At 63.0% G+C, this 14,515-nt stretch carries 13 protein-coding genes; 4 read left to right on the top strand and 9 right to left on the bottom strand.

The window, feature by feature from the left end:
* Nucleotides 1-28: 28 nt before the first annotated feature.
* Nucleotides 29-898, top strand: a complete 870-nt coding sequence (locus tag ACYG9Y_RS17950) for an aldose 1-epimerase (RefSeq protein ID WP_023705454.1) — start codon at nt 29-31, stop codon at nt 896-898.
* A gap of 4 nt (nt 899-902) precedes the next feature.
* Here the strand turns inward: ACYG9Y_RS17950 and ACYG9Y_RS17945 are convergent, their stop codons facing one another.
* From ACYG9Y_RS17945 to ACYG9Y_RS17905, 9 genes are all read right to left on the bottom strand, one after another.
* Nucleotides 903-1,379, bottom strand: coding sequence for a DUF4189 domain-containing protein (locus ACYG9Y_RS17945; RefSeq protein ID WP_023687219.1), 477 nt, complete (start codon nt 1,377-1,379; stop codon nt 903-905).
* A complete protein-coding gene (locus ACYG9Y_RS17940; protein ID WP_023727661.1) occupies nt 1,376-2,071 on the bottom strand; it encodes a hypothetical protein in 696 nt (231 codons plus the stop codon). Before ACYG9Y_RS17940 ends, ACYG9Y_RS17945 begins: the two co-directional genes overlap by 4 nt.
* A 13-nt stretch (nt 2,072-2,084) precedes the next feature.
* Nucleotides 2,085-2,660: an invasion associated locus B family protein gene (locus ACYG9Y_RS17935; RefSeq protein ID WP_023670757.1), complete on the bottom strand. Its 576-nt coding sequence runs from the start codon at nt 2,658-2,660 to the stop codon at nt 2,085-2,087.
* 9 nt (nt 2,661-2,669) lie between these two features.
* The gene (locus tag ACYG9Y_RS17930; RefSeq protein WP_023738537.1) at nt 2,670-7,619 is read right to left on the bottom strand and encodes a YadA-like family protein; all 4,950 of its coding nucleotides are present in this window, start codon (nt 7,617-7,619) and stop codon (nt 2,670-2,672) included.
* A 1-nt stretch (nt 7,620) separates the two neighbouring features.
* Nucleotides 7,621-8,040 carry a hypothetical protein gene (locus tag ACYG9Y_RS17925; RefSeq protein WP_023738538.1) on the bottom strand — a complete coding sequence of 140 codons (420 nt, stop codon included), beginning with the start codon at nt 8,038-8,040 and terminating at the stop codon, nt 7,621-7,623.
* 233 nt (nt 8,041-8,273) lie between these two features.
* Nucleotides 8,274-9,209 (bottom strand): helix-turn-helix domain-containing protein, encoded by a 936-nt coding sequence (locus ACYG9Y_RS17920; RefSeq protein WP_460223137.1) that lies wholly within the window; start codon nt 9,207-9,209, stop codon nt 8,274-8,276.
* Between the two features lie 808 nt (nt 9,210-10,017).
* A complete protein-coding gene (locus ACYG9Y_RS17915; RefSeq protein ID WP_023684556.1) occupies nt 10,018-10,218 on the bottom strand; it encodes a hypothetical protein in 201 nt (66 codons plus the stop codon).
* Nucleotides 10,219-10,510: 292 nt separating this feature from the next.
* On the bottom strand, nt 10,511-11,320 hold the full coding sequence (locus ACYG9Y_RS17910; protein ID WP_023692792.1) for a L,D-transpeptidase: 810 nt from the start codon (nt 11,318-11,320) through the stop codon (nt 10,511-10,513).
* A 175-nt stretch (nt 11,321-11,495) separates the two neighbouring features.
* Entirely contained in the window at nt 11,496-12,158 is a 663-nt protein-coding gene (locus ACYG9Y_RS17905; protein ID WP_460223136.1) for a haloacid dehalogenase type II, read from the bottom strand.
* A 168-nt stretch (nt 12,159-12,326) separates the two neighbouring features.
* Here ACYG9Y_RS17905 and ACYG9Y_RS17900 point away from each other — a divergent pair, with 168 nt between their 5' ends.
* From ACYG9Y_RS17900 to ACYG9Y_RS17890, 3 genes are all read left to right on the top strand, one after another.
* Nucleotides 12,327-13,205, top strand: coding sequence for a branched-chain amino acid aminotransferase (locus tag ACYG9Y_RS17900; protein WP_023731015.1), 879 nt, complete (start codon nt 12,327-12,329; stop codon nt 13,203-13,205).
* A gap of 105 nt (nt 13,206-13,310) precedes the next feature.
* Nucleotides 13,311-13,913: a superoxide dismutase gene (locus ACYG9Y_RS17895; protein WP_023738540.1), complete on the top strand. Its 603-nt coding sequence runs from the start codon at nt 13,311-13,313 to the stop codon at nt 13,911-13,913.
* A 159-nt stretch (nt 13,914-14,072) separates the two neighbouring features.
* Nucleotides 14,073-14,510 (top strand): c-type cytochrome, encoded by a 438-nt coding sequence (locus ACYG9Y_RS17890; protein WP_023684552.1) that lies wholly within the window; start codon nt 14,073-14,075, stop codon nt 14,508-14,510.
* Nucleotides 14,511-14,515 lie beyond the last annotated feature (5 nt).

The raw sequence follows: 14,515 nt of genomic DNA, 5'->3' as shown, positions 1-14,515 counted from the left end.
ATATCGCTATTGACGGCGGTTGGTAGGGATGGCCGGCCTCCTGGAACTGCGCGACGACCGCGCCCGTCTGGTCCTGGCGCCGCAAAAGGGCGCAGCGATCGCCCGCTTCGACGCACTGGTCTGCGGGGCAACGGTGCCGCTGCTCCGCCCCGACGATGGCACCGGCGCCTCCGGCTGCCAGCTTCTGGTTCCCTGGTCGAACCGCATCTCAGGCGGCGGTTTCGCCTTCGACGGCCGCTTCCATGCGATCGAGCCGAACGTGCCGGGGGAGGCCTTTCCAATCCATGGCGACGGCTTCCAGAGGGAGTGGCGGATTGCCAGCCACAGCGCCACCGAGGCAGAACTGGTCCTCGACGCCGGTGAAATCGGCCCCTACCGATATACGGCGCGGGTCGCCTATGCGCTGCATGACGGGGCCTTGGATGCCACGCTCACGGTGGAGAATCGCACCGGCATTCGCCTGCCTTACGGGCTCGGCTTTCATCCGTGGTTCCCGCGCAGCGCCGGAACGACGCTCGAGGCGAAGGCGGCGCGGGTCTGGCTGGAGGACAAGCATCATCTGCCGGTCGGCGTGGCGCCGGTGGCCGATTACCCCGCGTGGAATTTCTCGAACGCCTCCCTGTTGCCGCGAAGCTGGGTCAACAACGCCTTCGACGGCTGGGACCGCCGCGCCAGGATCACCCGGCCCGAGGACAGGATCGCCATCTCGCTCACCGCCTCGCCATTGCTCGACGTCTTCATCCTCTATTCGCCGTCGCAGGATGCCGATTTCTTCTGCTTCGAGCCGGTGTCGCATACCGTCGATGCGCATCACGGCAAAGGGCTGACCCCGCTTGAGCACGGCGCTACGCTGAGTGCAAACATGCGCCTCGATTGGCGTTCCGCTGCTTCGCTCTGATGCGTCATGTGCACACCCACTCGCGGATCTTGCATTTTTGTCCGTTCCGCTCGCACGCCTGCAGTGTCAGGTCTTCGGCATCCCGGCGTGTTTGCGCCGTCTCGGCGCCCCAACTGGTCAGCCGCCCTTCCGGCTTCTCGCCTACGGCGAGGGCGCCGCAATGCTTGTAGGGAAAGCCGGTATTGTCGTCATCGTCCCAATGGCGATGGTTGCGGAATACGCTGACCACGGCGCAGCTGCCGCCGCCGGCGTTCTGGCAATGCTTCAGCGCGATGTCCATCGCCTCCTGCCGCTTGTCGGCGCCCCAAAAGAAGCCGTGCTTCTCGTCGGGGCTCGAATAGGCGATCGCCGCCCAGATGCCTCTCTCCTCCTGGGCCGGCGGCTCGGGCACGTCCGCCGCCGGGGCTAGGTCCGCCGCGCCCAGCCGCCCGGCGCAAAGCAACAGCATGCCGATCGCCGCAATGGCGGAATTCACCCTCATTGTACGCCTCCTTGTTTACCTGCTGCCGAGGCCACGGAAATGACGACGCAGCTGTTGCCGGTTGGCAGCAGCATCGCGTTGCCCCCTCCATTGGCCAGTTCATAGACGCTGATTTGTCCAAGATTGTTGGCGAGCTTGCTGTCTTTCGGAAGCAGGGCCGGAACATCGGCGCAATTGGCCGCGAATGGCGCCACCCTGACCATCGTACCTTCGCAAACGGATGCGGTGGGTGCCGCGAACACCAGGCCTGCCGCCGGGCCGCTGTAGCCCTGTGTAGCGTAGTTCATGCCGACCAAGGCTTCCACGAGGTGTTTGTCGGGGGCCTCGTTGTTCCAGATCGACTGGACGCTGTACGTCGTGCCGGTCGTCAGCATCTGCCCAAGGGCTGGGAAAATGTTGGAACAAGACTGCAAGCCTGCCTCTTTGGCGTGTTGCAGAAATGGCGTCTCGGCCAGGGCCGGATTGGGCTGGTTGGTCTCCGCGACCGCCGGCTGCGGCAATAAATTGTGGAGCAGGTCGTAGCGCATGGCCGCGAAGCCGGCCGTGGCGACGACGGCAATGGCGAGCAACGAGAAGACAGCGGTCCTCGCGCGGTTTCGTTGCGGTCTGCTCCGGTCTTCGATGCCGACCCGGACAGCATCCTTTCCCTGGTTGCGGGACATTATCCGGTCATGGATCGATTGCTGGTTCATCGCGATTGCCTCGTCAATTGATCGCCGCAACGGCCGCGGCCAAGCCCTTGAGGGTCGCGGTTACGTTGATCGTCCTGCCATCCGTGGTCGGGAAGGAGATGACGGATGCCGCGGCCTTCGAAATCTGTTCGCGCATGATCGGACCAACCGGCAGCATGCCGACGCAGACGGCCTGATTGCATCCGTCGAGTTGAATTTTTATCGGCTCCTTGCGCCCCTCGAATGTCAGCGAGACAGGAGCGTCGCTCTTGGCGATCGGCGGGGCGCGCAAGATCATGTAGGGGTTGCCTTCCTTGGTGGCGGCAAGCGACCAGCTGAACGCAACCTGTCCTGCCTGGTCCTCGATGATCTGGGTGACATTGCAGACCTTTTGGCGCGCCTTCAGGTTCTCGTCGCAGATCAGCGTCCAGTTCTCGAACGGACGGGTGGTCCGTTGATATTCGCCAAGCTTCGCATCCGCAGGGATCGCTACGTCGGAAGGTTTTACCCTGTAGCCGGAAGGGATTGCTTCCTGCCCGGCCGCTAACGGGCCGGACAGGAGCATTGACGTCATGGATATCGCGACAGCAAGGACTGCCTGCCTGATCATGGCCGGGCTCTAGTTCAGCGTAAGGCTGACGCCCGCGCCGACACCCCAGTGTCCGCCTGCCGTCGTACCGGACAGGTTCGCTCGAACACGTCCTTCCTCGCTGGTGTAGCCGGCGCCGAAGGCCAGGGCGCCTTCACCGCGCCAATAGCCTCCGCCGGCGGCCACGCTCAGCTTGCCGGGACGATCGTCGTAGCGCAGCGAGCCGGCCGCCAAGCCGATTGCCGCAGCCTGGCGCGCCTCGCCCCTGACCTCTCCCATGTCCATGTTGAGCTGGCTGAGTTTGGAGTCCGCATACGCATTGGCTTGCTGCAGCGTGGTGGCCGCCACCTGGTTGGTGTAGTTCTTCGAATTGTCTAGGTTGAGTGCTAACCCGCTGTTGAACTGCTGAACATTGACCGCATCGGTGTTGGCAACGCCCGGCCCGACATTGTGGATGACCACCGGCGTGTTCGGGTCGCCGCCGGCAAGGGTAATCGAGTTGGACTTGTTGCCGTTCCCGTCCTTGTCGTACTGGACGGCGAACTGATTCAGGTCGCCGACGCTACCCTGCATGGCTTCGACCGCCTGGTTGGTGGCGAAGAGCTGGCTGCCGTTGATGGCGTCGGTGGAGGTGCCGCTGATCCGGCCCGCCGCGACATTGGTGACGGTGCGCTCGTTGCCGACGGTGCCGACGCTGACCGTGCTGGTCGGAGCTGTTCCGGCGAAGGTATAGGCAACGCCGTTGATCGTGGTGCCGGTGGTGGCGACCGCCGCCGCCGTCGTCGAGCCCGCGCCGAGCGCGACGCTGCCCGGCTCGTTGGCCTTTGCGCCGGCGCCGAGCGCCACCGCCTGCGCTCCGTTGGTGGTCGCGTTGGTGCCGAGGGCGATGCTGTCGGCCTGGTTGACCGTCGAATTCTGGCCGATCGCGATGCCTCCCGGCGCCGTCTGCTGCACGATGGCGCCATTGCCGATGCCGATGCCATTATCGCCATTGACGGTGGTGCGCGGACCGACCGCAACCGAATCGACGCCGACCGCAAGCGAATCCGCGGCCGTCGAATTGGCGTGGAAGTACAGGCTCCCCGTCACCGCGAACGAGCTCAGCGCGCCCTTCAACTGGCGAAGCGTGACCGCGTCCTGGTCCTGCGTGCCGTCGGCCACGTTGATGATCTGGCGATAGGAGGTGGAGGTGCCGACCGAGACGGCGCCGAGCAGGCTCATGTCCGCGGTGTTGTAGGGAATGAGGCCGGTGCCCGAGAGGATCGATCCCGATACGGGTGCGACCGCCCGATCCGAAACCGAGCCGGCGCCGAGCGCCACGCCGCCGATGACGCTGGCCTGGGTGTCGCGGCCGAGCGCCAGCGCATTGTCGGCGCTCGCGGTCGCCTGGTAGCCCAGGGCGGAAGAGCCGATCCCTTGCGCGAAGGAGTCCGCGACGGCAAGCGTCCTGTCGTTGGTGCGCACATAGCGGATGCCGTCGCCATTGGCGTCGGTGTAGGCCAGCGAGGTGTCGCCGGTAATATTGCTGATCGAATTGCCGAGATTGGTGATGTCAGCAGTATTGGCAGCGATATCGGTGGTGTTCTGCGTCACCTGCTGGTTGGTCGCAAACAGCTGCGAGCCGTTGACCGCATCGGTCGAGGAGTTGCTCAACTGCCCGGCCGCGACGTTCTGGATCTGGCGTTCGGCGCCCACCGAGCCGACCGAGAATGCACCCGCGGGCGTCGCGCCGGCGAAGGTGTAGGCAACGCCGCCGATCGTGGTGCCGCCGACCGCCGTGGTCGCGGTCGACACCGCATTCGCGCCGATCGCCACGTCGCCGGCATTGTTGGCCACAGCATTCGGGCCGATGGCAACGGAATCCGTCCCCAGCGCCTGCGAATCCGCCAGCGTCGAATTGGCGTGGAAATACTTGATGCCGCCGCCCGTGCTGATGCTGTTGATCGTGTTGCCGAGATTGGTGATGTCGGCGGTGTTGGCGGCGATGTCGGTCGTATTCTGCGTCACCTGCTGGTTGGTGGCGAAGAGCTGCGAGCCGTTGATCGCGTCGGTCGACGAATTGCTGAGCCGGCCCGCCGCGACATTGGTGATGGTGCGTTCCGCGCCGACCGCGCCGACGCTGACGGTGCTTGCCGGCGTCGTGCCGGCGAAGTTGTAGGCGACGCCGCCGATCGTCGTGCCGGCGGTGCCGACCGCCGCGGCGGTTACCGAGCCCGAGCCGAGCGCCACGTCGCCGGCGTTGCTGGCGTTGGCGAGGGCGCCCAGCGCGATTGCATTCTGGGCGCCGGCATTCGCTCCTACGCCGAGAGCGGTCGCTTGAAAGGCGGTTGCAAACGCGTTCTGGCCGATCGCGGTGCTGGACATGGCTGTGGCATTGGCGTTGGCACCGACGGCGGTGCTGTATTGGCCCGAGGCCTTGGAGATGTATCCCATCGCCGTTGCGTCAAGCGCCGATGCGACGGCGCCGCTGCCGAAGGCCGAGGCGTTGGCGTCGGAGGCGCTCGAATTGGTGCCGGCCGCGATGGCGTTTGTCCCCGTCGCGGTCGCGACTGGTCCGATAGCAACGGAGTCCGTGCCCGTTGCGGACGAGTCCGCCGCCGTCGAATTGGCGTGGAAATACTTGATGCCGCCACCGGTGCTGATGCTGTTGATCGTGTTGCCGAGATTGGTGATGTCGGCGGTGTTGGCGGCGATGGCCGTCGTGTTCTGCGTCACCTGCTGGTTGGTGGCGAAGAGCTGCGAGCCATTGATGGCGTCGGTCGACGAATTGCTGAGCCGGCCCGCCGCGACATTGGTGATGGTCCGCTCCGCGCCGAGCGCGCCGACGCTGACAGTGCTCGTCGGCGTCGTGCCGGCGAAGCTGTAGGCCGTGCCGCCGATCGTCGCGCCGCTGGTGCCGACCGCCGTCGCGGTCACCGAGCCCGAACCGAGCGCTACGTCGCCGGAGCTTGCCGTCGCCGTCGCGCCGTTGCCCAGCGCGACATTGCCGGCAAGGCCGGCTGCACCCGCCGTCGAGCCATTGCCCAGCGCCACGGAGCCTTGCCCGACGGCCTTGTTGTTGTTGCCGATGGCAACCGCGCCTGCGGCCTGGTTTGCGGCTGTGGCGGTTGCCGTGCCGTCGCTGTTGGCGATGTTGTTGGCGCCGCCGGTGAAGGCGCCGGTGCCGCTGGCATAGCTCGGATCGCCGATGGAGACCGCGCCGTTGCCGTAAGCCGTGTTGCCCGAACCGATGGAGACGGCCTTGCCGCCGGTTGCCACCGCATTGGTGCCCATGGCGACCGCTTCGGCCGAATCCGCCTTGGCGTTGTTGCCCACGGCGATGGCGCTCGTGGCGCTGGCGGTGGAGAGGGCGCCCAGCGCAACCGCATTCTGGGCGCCGGCATTCGCTCCTACGCCGAAAGCGGATGCTTGAACGCCGGTTGCAAACGCGTTCTGGCCGATCGCCGTGCTGGACGTGGCGGTGGCGTTTGCGTTGGCGCCGACTGCGGTGCTGTATTGGCCCGAGGCCTTGGATATGTACCCCATCGCCGTTGCGTCAAGCGCCGACGCGACGGCCTCACGTCCTACGGCAGCGGAATCGGCGCCGCTGGCGACAGATCCCCAGCCTGCGGCTGTCGCATAGTTGTTGCTGGCCGTGGAACTGGTGCCGAGGGCTGTGGAATTGCCTCCCGAAGCAACGGACAAGGTGCCCAAGGCATTGGCGCCTGCCCCGGTGGCACTGGCCTGGACGCCGAGGGCAACGGAATTGACACCGCTCGAGATCGTACCTTGGCCAAGTGCCATCGCTCCGCCTGTACCGGAGGCTGCCGCATTCAGGCCGATTGCGACGCCGTATTGGGTCGACGCACTGGCGTTGCTTCCCATCGCAACGGCATCGGCGGAAGATGCTTTCGCGGCGGTGCCGAGCGCGACGGCAGAAGCGCCGGAAGAGACCGAATTCGTGCCGATCGCGATGCTGTTGGGCAGTGCGGTGTTGGCCTGAACACCCGCCAGTGCGCCGACGCCGAATGCGATGGACTGGTTGCCCCAGGCACTGGCGGTGTTGCCCATCGCCGTTGCGCTCGTTCCGGTCGCTTTGGTCAGGACGCCTATGGCAACGGTGTTTTGCTGATTTGCCGTGACATCCGTACCAAGGGCGATGGCGCCCTGCGAGAGCGCGCCTGATCCCGCGAGGGTGCGCCCGCCAATGTTGATGGAGTTGATGCTGGTCGCGGTCGCCTGGAATCCAATGGCGACGGCATTCTGGTTGCTTGCGACGGCGCTGTTACCTTGGGCAATCGAATCCACGCCGGATGCCGTTGCCCCGAACCCGAGCGCGGTGGCGCGCAATCCGGTCGCCCGGGTAACAGGGCCGATCGCGGTCGAGTTGACTCCGTCGGCACGCGCATTATTGCCAAAAGCGGCCGCGCTTGTGGTTGCAACCGAATTGACGCCAATAGCGCTTGCTGCGTCCCCGTTGGCCTTGGCGTTCCCGCCCACGGCGAGGGCATTGACGCCGGTTGCGCCTGCGAAGACACCTATGCCTATGGAATTGAGGCCATTGACACCCATCGCATAGCCGATGGCGATCGTGCCGTCGCCCGTTGCACTGTTGGAACTGCCCAAAGCCACGCTGTTATTGCCATTCGTCGCGGCGCCGTTACCGATGGCGACGGCGTTGCCGCCGGTCGCCGAACCGCCGCCAGCCTGATATTGTGCCTGGGCCGGTGTGGCGAGGCCGAGCGCGGCGATCGCGGCCAGGCCGCCGAGCACGCTGGCCGGGCTCACGCCACAGGCCAGAGCCGAACGCACGCTGGTGCCGCTTCTCAATGTTCCCAGACCCATATTCTTGCGACCGAATCCAAGAACCCGGTGAGCCATGCGCAGCACCGCCATCAGGCGGCGCCGCACCGAGCGGCTGTCGGCCGCGCCCGCGATCCAGTTTCCGACAAAGCTTGAAGAAAGTTCGATCCTTCTCCGCCCCTCGACGCGTTTGGTCATGCTAGTTTTTCCTTGCAATTGCCGAGGCGCTCTGATGTGCCGCACCATTCGCCTCGGTGGCCAAAAAATCTTCGAAATTGCGCGTCTTCTCCCGCAACGAGAGACCGACCTTCGCGCCTTGTTTTTCAATCAGCTGATAGGCGCTCGCGACCCATGGCTGCGTCGGCTCTGGAACCGTATGCAGTGCAGCCTCCGTCCGTTCCGGCGGCAGGCTTACCGCCACCAGCGCGCGGCAGAGATCGTAATGAAATCCCGGATCGCCTTCACCACAAGCCGGAGAGGTCAGTCCAAGCACGAAACAGGCCAGGAGATGGTCGAGTTCCGCAGCGCTGATCCGGCTGGCGTATTGGCGTTGCAGTGCAGCCCAGGCCGCTTCGGCCTTAGGCGCGAAGACCTCGATTTCCGCGAATTGAATGTCCATGGGACAATCCGACATGCTGTATCATCTGGTTGCTCCCCCGCCCCAAATGACTTCAATCGCGACCATGAGCACATTCGCGGTGCAGGTATTTTGGAATAATCCGGAATCTTTGTAGGAAAATCCGGTATTTGGTCCCTGCGCGACAACTGTGACTGCTCTGCCACACAACCTTCGACTATACTGAAGATCAATCGAGGTATCGCCGCGGACAATCATGCGCGCCGCAACAGTCGTTAACGTTGCAGCTTCACCTGCCTGGGGGTTCTGTTCCGGTATCTGGACATGGTAACCGTCAGGTGGCTCTGGTCCGAGAATCCACTGAGATGAGCGACTTCCGCAATGGACAGGTCGCTCTCGATGAGAAGTTTTTCGGCGAAATCGAGACGCAGCCGCAGCAGGTATTTGTGCGGCGGCTCGCCAAAGGTCTTGGTGAATGCCAGGATGAAATGGCTCGGCGAAAGGCCACAGAGTGCGGCCAGCTCGGCCACCGCGATTTTGCTGGAAAAATTTACCTCCAGGAATTCGCGCACCCGCCGGGCGCTGCGGTTCGACAGACCGCCCTTTGGGGCTTGTGGCAACTTTCGCGCTCCTGCGTAGTTCCGAAGCAAATGGACGCCGAACATGGTGACCAACGAATTGATATAGAACTCGTTTGGAGTTTCCCGATCCGTCAGTTCCGCCTTCAGCAACTGCGCGAGTTGCAGCGCTTGGAAGTCGACGGTCCCGTACGGCGGCGGCTGAAGCTCGGCATGGCCGGTGTCGAATTCACGCGTTGCCAGCTCGAAGAGACTCTCGGGGGTGAGCGCCACGATTACGCTTTCCGTGGTGGATGACCGGGTCACCTTGCCGCCGAGGTCGGCTGGGACGATCATGATCATGCCGACGTCGCCGTCGTATTCGTGGACTTTGTCGCTGCCCAGCGATGCCGCAATCCCTGGTGAGGGTGTAAGCAGAACCGAAGCGAAATGTTCCGCCGCTTTGAATGTGTGTGATCCCGGCCCATGAACGACATGAGCCGCGCCGCCTCGAAACGTGACCAGGTAGCGCCCCGCGCTTTCCGGAATTCCGTCGAAGATGCGACGATCCGCGCGCCGCCGCTCAGTCCCGGCGCTTTCCTGGACGTTGCCTCTATGTTGCATCTTCGTCTCTGCCACTGCTGCGCCGATCAATCCAATCCTGTGCTGTATCGAGGCGCCCAGAATTCACGTTTGCTCCTGGGCGTTCCTTCGAATCCTACAGATGCTGCTCTATATTGCAAAGAAGAATTTGAGCTCAAATGAAAATTTTACCAGGATTTTGACTATAAATTTACAGGTTTGAATTTTTAGCCAAGGCTACCTGACTATTTTCCGATCTTATCTTACCATTTTGCCTAGTTATTGTGCATAGTGTGCCGTCGCAATCCAGCGTTGTATTCCGAATATAGATCGCGCGGCCATTGACAGAGCTGGTCGACTATCTGTCATTGCCACGGACGATCCAGCAGCAGTTATCGCCCGAACCATGGCTTCTTTCCCTTGTGCTTCTTCATGGCGGTGGCCAAATGGCCTTGATCCGAAAATCCCGCGAGGTAGGCGACTTCGGCGATGGCTTCCCTCCAGGAGCGATCCAGGGCTGCGGACAGAGCATATCCCGCTCCCCCGCATGGTTGCTCTTCTGGGATTGGCATTTTCGGGGATTGTGTCGAGGGCGTGCCGATCGACCCGATCGGCGCCTGCGCTGCGTTCCTGAACCTCGCCCGCATTTTTCATTCAGCCTTGCCTCAGCCGCTTTGCCAGCCCATCGAAATTCCGTGCCGTGCAAACAGCCGACCCGGAAATCCGGACGGTAAGTTGTATCCGCCATAGTCCTGCCCAAAGGCAGCGTAGCGCATCCCGCGGATAGAAAAAACATTGTAAGTGAAGAAAAAAGTTCGCGCGAGAAAAACATGGCCTGGCTTGGCCGGCGCTACGGAATTATCCGGCTCACGCAGGCCTGCTAAAGATCGCCTCGGCGTTTCTCGTACAGATCCCAGGACAGCTCGACCATGGCCAGAAGAACGTCTTCCTGGCTCCACCCGGCGGCAACCGCCGCCTCGACAATTCCGCGGACGAGCGGCAGCAATTGGCGCTCGCATTCGGCCGACAGGTTGGCCTCGGCGCCGTCGGCAGGCGGACTATCGAAATCAAATCCCACCATCGGCGTTCCCCCGCCATCAATGATCTAATGAAATGTATGTCTCTGCAATCATACTCCCGTCTAATATACATCAATCGGTAACGAAACACAGCAGCGTCGAGATTGACAGGGCATGGCCGCCCCGATTGCAGCGGCTCCATGGTTCGTCTGGACGTCTTTTTTGGCCTCCTGTTGCCGGCATTGCATATCTTGGATGCGAACCCCAGGCATTCGCGTGAAGCTATCGGGATCCTGACGGGGGTTTGCCGCATGGAGCGGCGAACCTGCCGCTTCATGACATCGATGAAGTCGATCAGGTCACCGGGCCGAGCAGGACCGAGCCATCCGGCACCCCACCATCGATCGGGATGGCTCTGCGGTTTGCGCTCGCCGCCATCGGCTGGCCGATGTCGGACGTCACGATGACCGGGCTCTTCGACGGCACGCGGTCGTAGAGGTCGATGATGTCCTGATTTATCAGGCGCACGCAGCCTGACGAGACGGATTTGCCGATCGAGTTCCATTCCGGCGAGCCATGCAGGCGGTAGAGCGTGTCGACGTTGTCGTGGAACAGGTAGAGCGCGCGGGCGCCGAGCGGGTTCTTGAGGCCGCCGGGCATGCCGCCGTTCTTGGCGCTGTATTCTTCCAGTTCAGGCTGGCGGGCGACCATCTCATCGGGCGGCGTCCATTTCGGCCATTTCTGCTTCCACTGGACGACGGCGTCTCCCGACCATTCGAAGCCGGCGCGACCGAGGCCGACGCCGTAACGGATCGCTTGGCCGCCTTCGCGCACCAGATAGAGGAAATGGTTGGTCGTATCGACGATGATGGTGCCTGGCCGCTGGCCGGTCGGATCGGGAACAATCTGGCGTAGGAACTGCGGGTCCATCTTCTTGATCGGGATGGCCGGGAGCTCGAACCCGCTGTCGGAAATCGGGCCGTACATCGTCGCATAGTCGCCGAGCGGCGGCTCGTCATAGGTCGGCGGTGGCGGTTCGACCGGCGCCGGTGCCGGTCCGGTGGTGGTGCAGGCGGAGACCGCAATCGAGGCGGCACCAAGGGCTGCGGCATTCAGAAAGCCGCGACGGCTCAGGCGATAGGGGTCGATTTCGGTCTTCAACATGGTTGCCTTTTTTAAGTCTCGAATCGCAAGAAAGCGTGAATGCCCTCAAGCGGCGCAGTGGTCGGCCTCTCCCAATGCCTGACGCGATAGGCGGTTCCGATTCTGGCCTGAGGGTGGACAAACAAAGGCGAAGCTGTGACCGCTCTGCCACTGTTGCTCGAAGGCAACAGAGTGATCAGCCGCCGGTCAGCAGGCCGTCAAGCGACGGCAGGATCAGCGCTGGCGGGAAATCCCGGTATTCCTCGGGCTGGTTGGCGCGGTTGATCCACACGGTGCGAAAGCCGAATTTGGTGGCGCCGGCGATGTCCCAGCGGTTGGACGACTGGAACGAGACGGCGCCCGGATAGAGTTGCCAGCCCGTCGCCACCATGTCGTAGGTCGACGGGTCGGTCTTGAAGCGCCTGACGGCGTCAACCGAAAAGATATCGTCCAGCACCTGGTCGAGGGCGGCCGACTTGACCGCCGCTTCCAGCATCTCGGGCGAGCCGTTGGACAGGATTGCGAGCTTGGCGCCGGATGCTTTCAGCGCCTTGAGCACGGCCGGCACTTCCGGATAGCAGTCGAGCCGCCAATAGGCTTCGAGCAGCTTGGCCTTCAGTCCCTTGTCGGCGGAGGGAACCTTGAGCAGGGCGAAATCGAGCGCCTGTTCGGTGAGCTGCCAGAAATCGGCATAGCCGCCCATCAGCGTGCGCACCCAGGAATATTCCAGCTGCTTGGCGCGCCAGATTTCCGAAAGCAGCGGGCCGTCGGGGCCGATCTCGCCGTCATGACGGCGCACGGCTGCGTGCACGTCGAACAACGTGCCATAGGCGTCGAAAACGTAAGCCGCGTAATGCATGGCGACAGTTTTGAGGGCAGGCGGCGCAAGGTGCAAGCATCGATTACAGTCTTGATCGCTTTCTTGGGGCGCTCTGGCCTCAACAAATCCGCTCCATGCCGGTTGACGGCGCCGGTCAAAGCATCTTCCAATGCCTGGCAACAAACAGCTTTGAAGCGGAACCGAACAATGACACTGGCGACTGCGGCGCTATCGGCGACATGGACCTTCGTCGACGGCGACTGGTACGAAGGCAACGTCGCCATCCTTGGTCCGCGCAGCCACGCCATGTGGCTCGGCACCAGCGTCTTCGACGGCGCCCGCTGGTTCGAAGGCGTCGCCCCCGATCTCGAGCTGCATGCCGCTAGGGTGAACGCATCGGCGACCGCGCTCGGCCTCGCGCCGTCGATGAACGTCGACCAGATCGTCGGCCTGACCTGGGACGGGCTGAAGAAGTTCGACGGCAAGACAGCGGTCTACATCAGGCCGATGTACTGGGCCGAGCATGGCGGCTATATGGGCGTGCCGGCCGATCCGGCCTCGACCCGTTTCTGCCTCTGCCTTTACGAATCGCCGATGATCTCGCCGACCGGCTTTTCGATCACCGTGTCGCCGTTCCGGCGGCCGACCATCGAGACCATGCCGACCAATGCCAAGGCCGGCTGCCTCTATCCCAACAATGGCCGCGCCATTCTCGAAGCCAAGGGACGCGGCTTCGACAATGCGCTGGTGCTGGACATGCTGGGCAATGTCGCCGAGACCGGAACCTCGAACATCTTCCTGGTCAAGGACAGCCACGTGTTGACGCCGGCGCCCAACGGCACCTTCCTGTCCGGCATCACCCGCTCGCGCACCATGACGCTGCTTGGCGATTACGGCTTCAAGACCACGGAGAAGATGCTGTCGGTGCGCGACTTTCTCGAAGCCGACGAGATATTTTCGACCGGAAATCATTCCAAGGTCGTGCCGATCACCCGCATCGAGGACCGCGATCTGCAGCCCGGGCCGGTGGCCAAGAAAGCGCGCGACCTTTATTGGGAATGGGCGCATTCGACTTCCGCCGGTTGAGCCGCTAAAAGGCAATTGGCGCTTCATTCCGGAGTTGTTCCAGATCAATGCAGCCCTATCTTAATCCGGTATCCGCACCGGATTTTTCCATGAGGAGTATGACCGATGGCTTTTGAATTGCCCGCCTTGCCCTACGACTACGAGGCCTTGCAGCCTTACATGTCGAAGGAGACGCTGGAGTATCACCACGACAAGCACCACAAGGCTTATGTCGACAACGGCAACAAGCTGGCCGCCGAAGCGGGCCTTGGCGATCTGTCGGTCGAAGAGGTGGTCAAACAGTCGTTCGGCAAGAATGCCGGCCTCTTCAACAACGCAGCCCAGCACTACAACCACATCCATTTCTGGAAGTGGATGAAGAAGGGCGGCGGCGGCAACAAGCTTCCGGGCGCCCTGCAGAAGGCTTTCGACGCGGATCTCGGCGGGTACGACAAGTTCAAGGCCGACTTCATCGCCTCTGGCACCACGCAGTTCGGCTCGGGCTGGGCCTGGGTCTCGGTGAAGGACGGCAAGCTGGCAATATCCAAGACGCCGAACGGCGAGAACCCGCTCGTCCATGGCGCATCGCCGATCCTCGGCGTCGATGTCTGGGAACATTCCTATTACATCGACTACCGCAACGCGCGGCCGAAATATCTCGAGGCCTTCGTCGACAGCCTCATCAACTGGGACCATGTCCTTGAAATGTACGAAGAGGCGAAAGCCTGATCGACCCAGAGAAGCCCCGGTACTCCGGGGCTTTTCTTTCTCAGCTGAAGCAGCAGGCACACAAAATTCGGCAGAATCCGGCCGGCGGACAGGGAATAATCCCGGCCCGCCCTCCGTTAACGTTAGGTCGCGACCCCTCATCATCCTGGAGCCAATTGAATGAGAAAGCTTGTTATCGCCATCTCTATGCTCAGCCTCGCCGCCTCGGCGGCTTTTGCCGACCCGATCCTCGACCGACAGGGACTGATGAAGGAACGAGGCAAGATCGTCGGCGGCCTGTCAAAAATCGCAAAGGGCGAGGCAGACTTCGATGCCGCCGCCGTGCTGACGGCGCTGCAGGCGCTGCAGGTCAACGCGGAAAAGTTCGATGTCGACACGCTGTTCCCGGCCGGCAGCGACAGCGGTGATACCACCGCCTCGCCCAAAATCTGGAAAGACATGGCGGGCTTCAAATCGACCGAAGACAAGTACCTCGCCGACGTCAAGGCCGCAGTCGCCGCCGCACCCGCCGATGTCGATGCGCTGAAGGCGCAGATCGATACGCTCGGCAGTGATTGCGGCACCTGCCACAAGACCTATCGGGTGAAGAAGAGCTGATCCCG

It is taken from the genome of Mesorhizobium sp. W050, from assembly GCF_054719535.1.
This window is presented reverse-complemented; position numbering and strand designations above follow the sequence as displayed.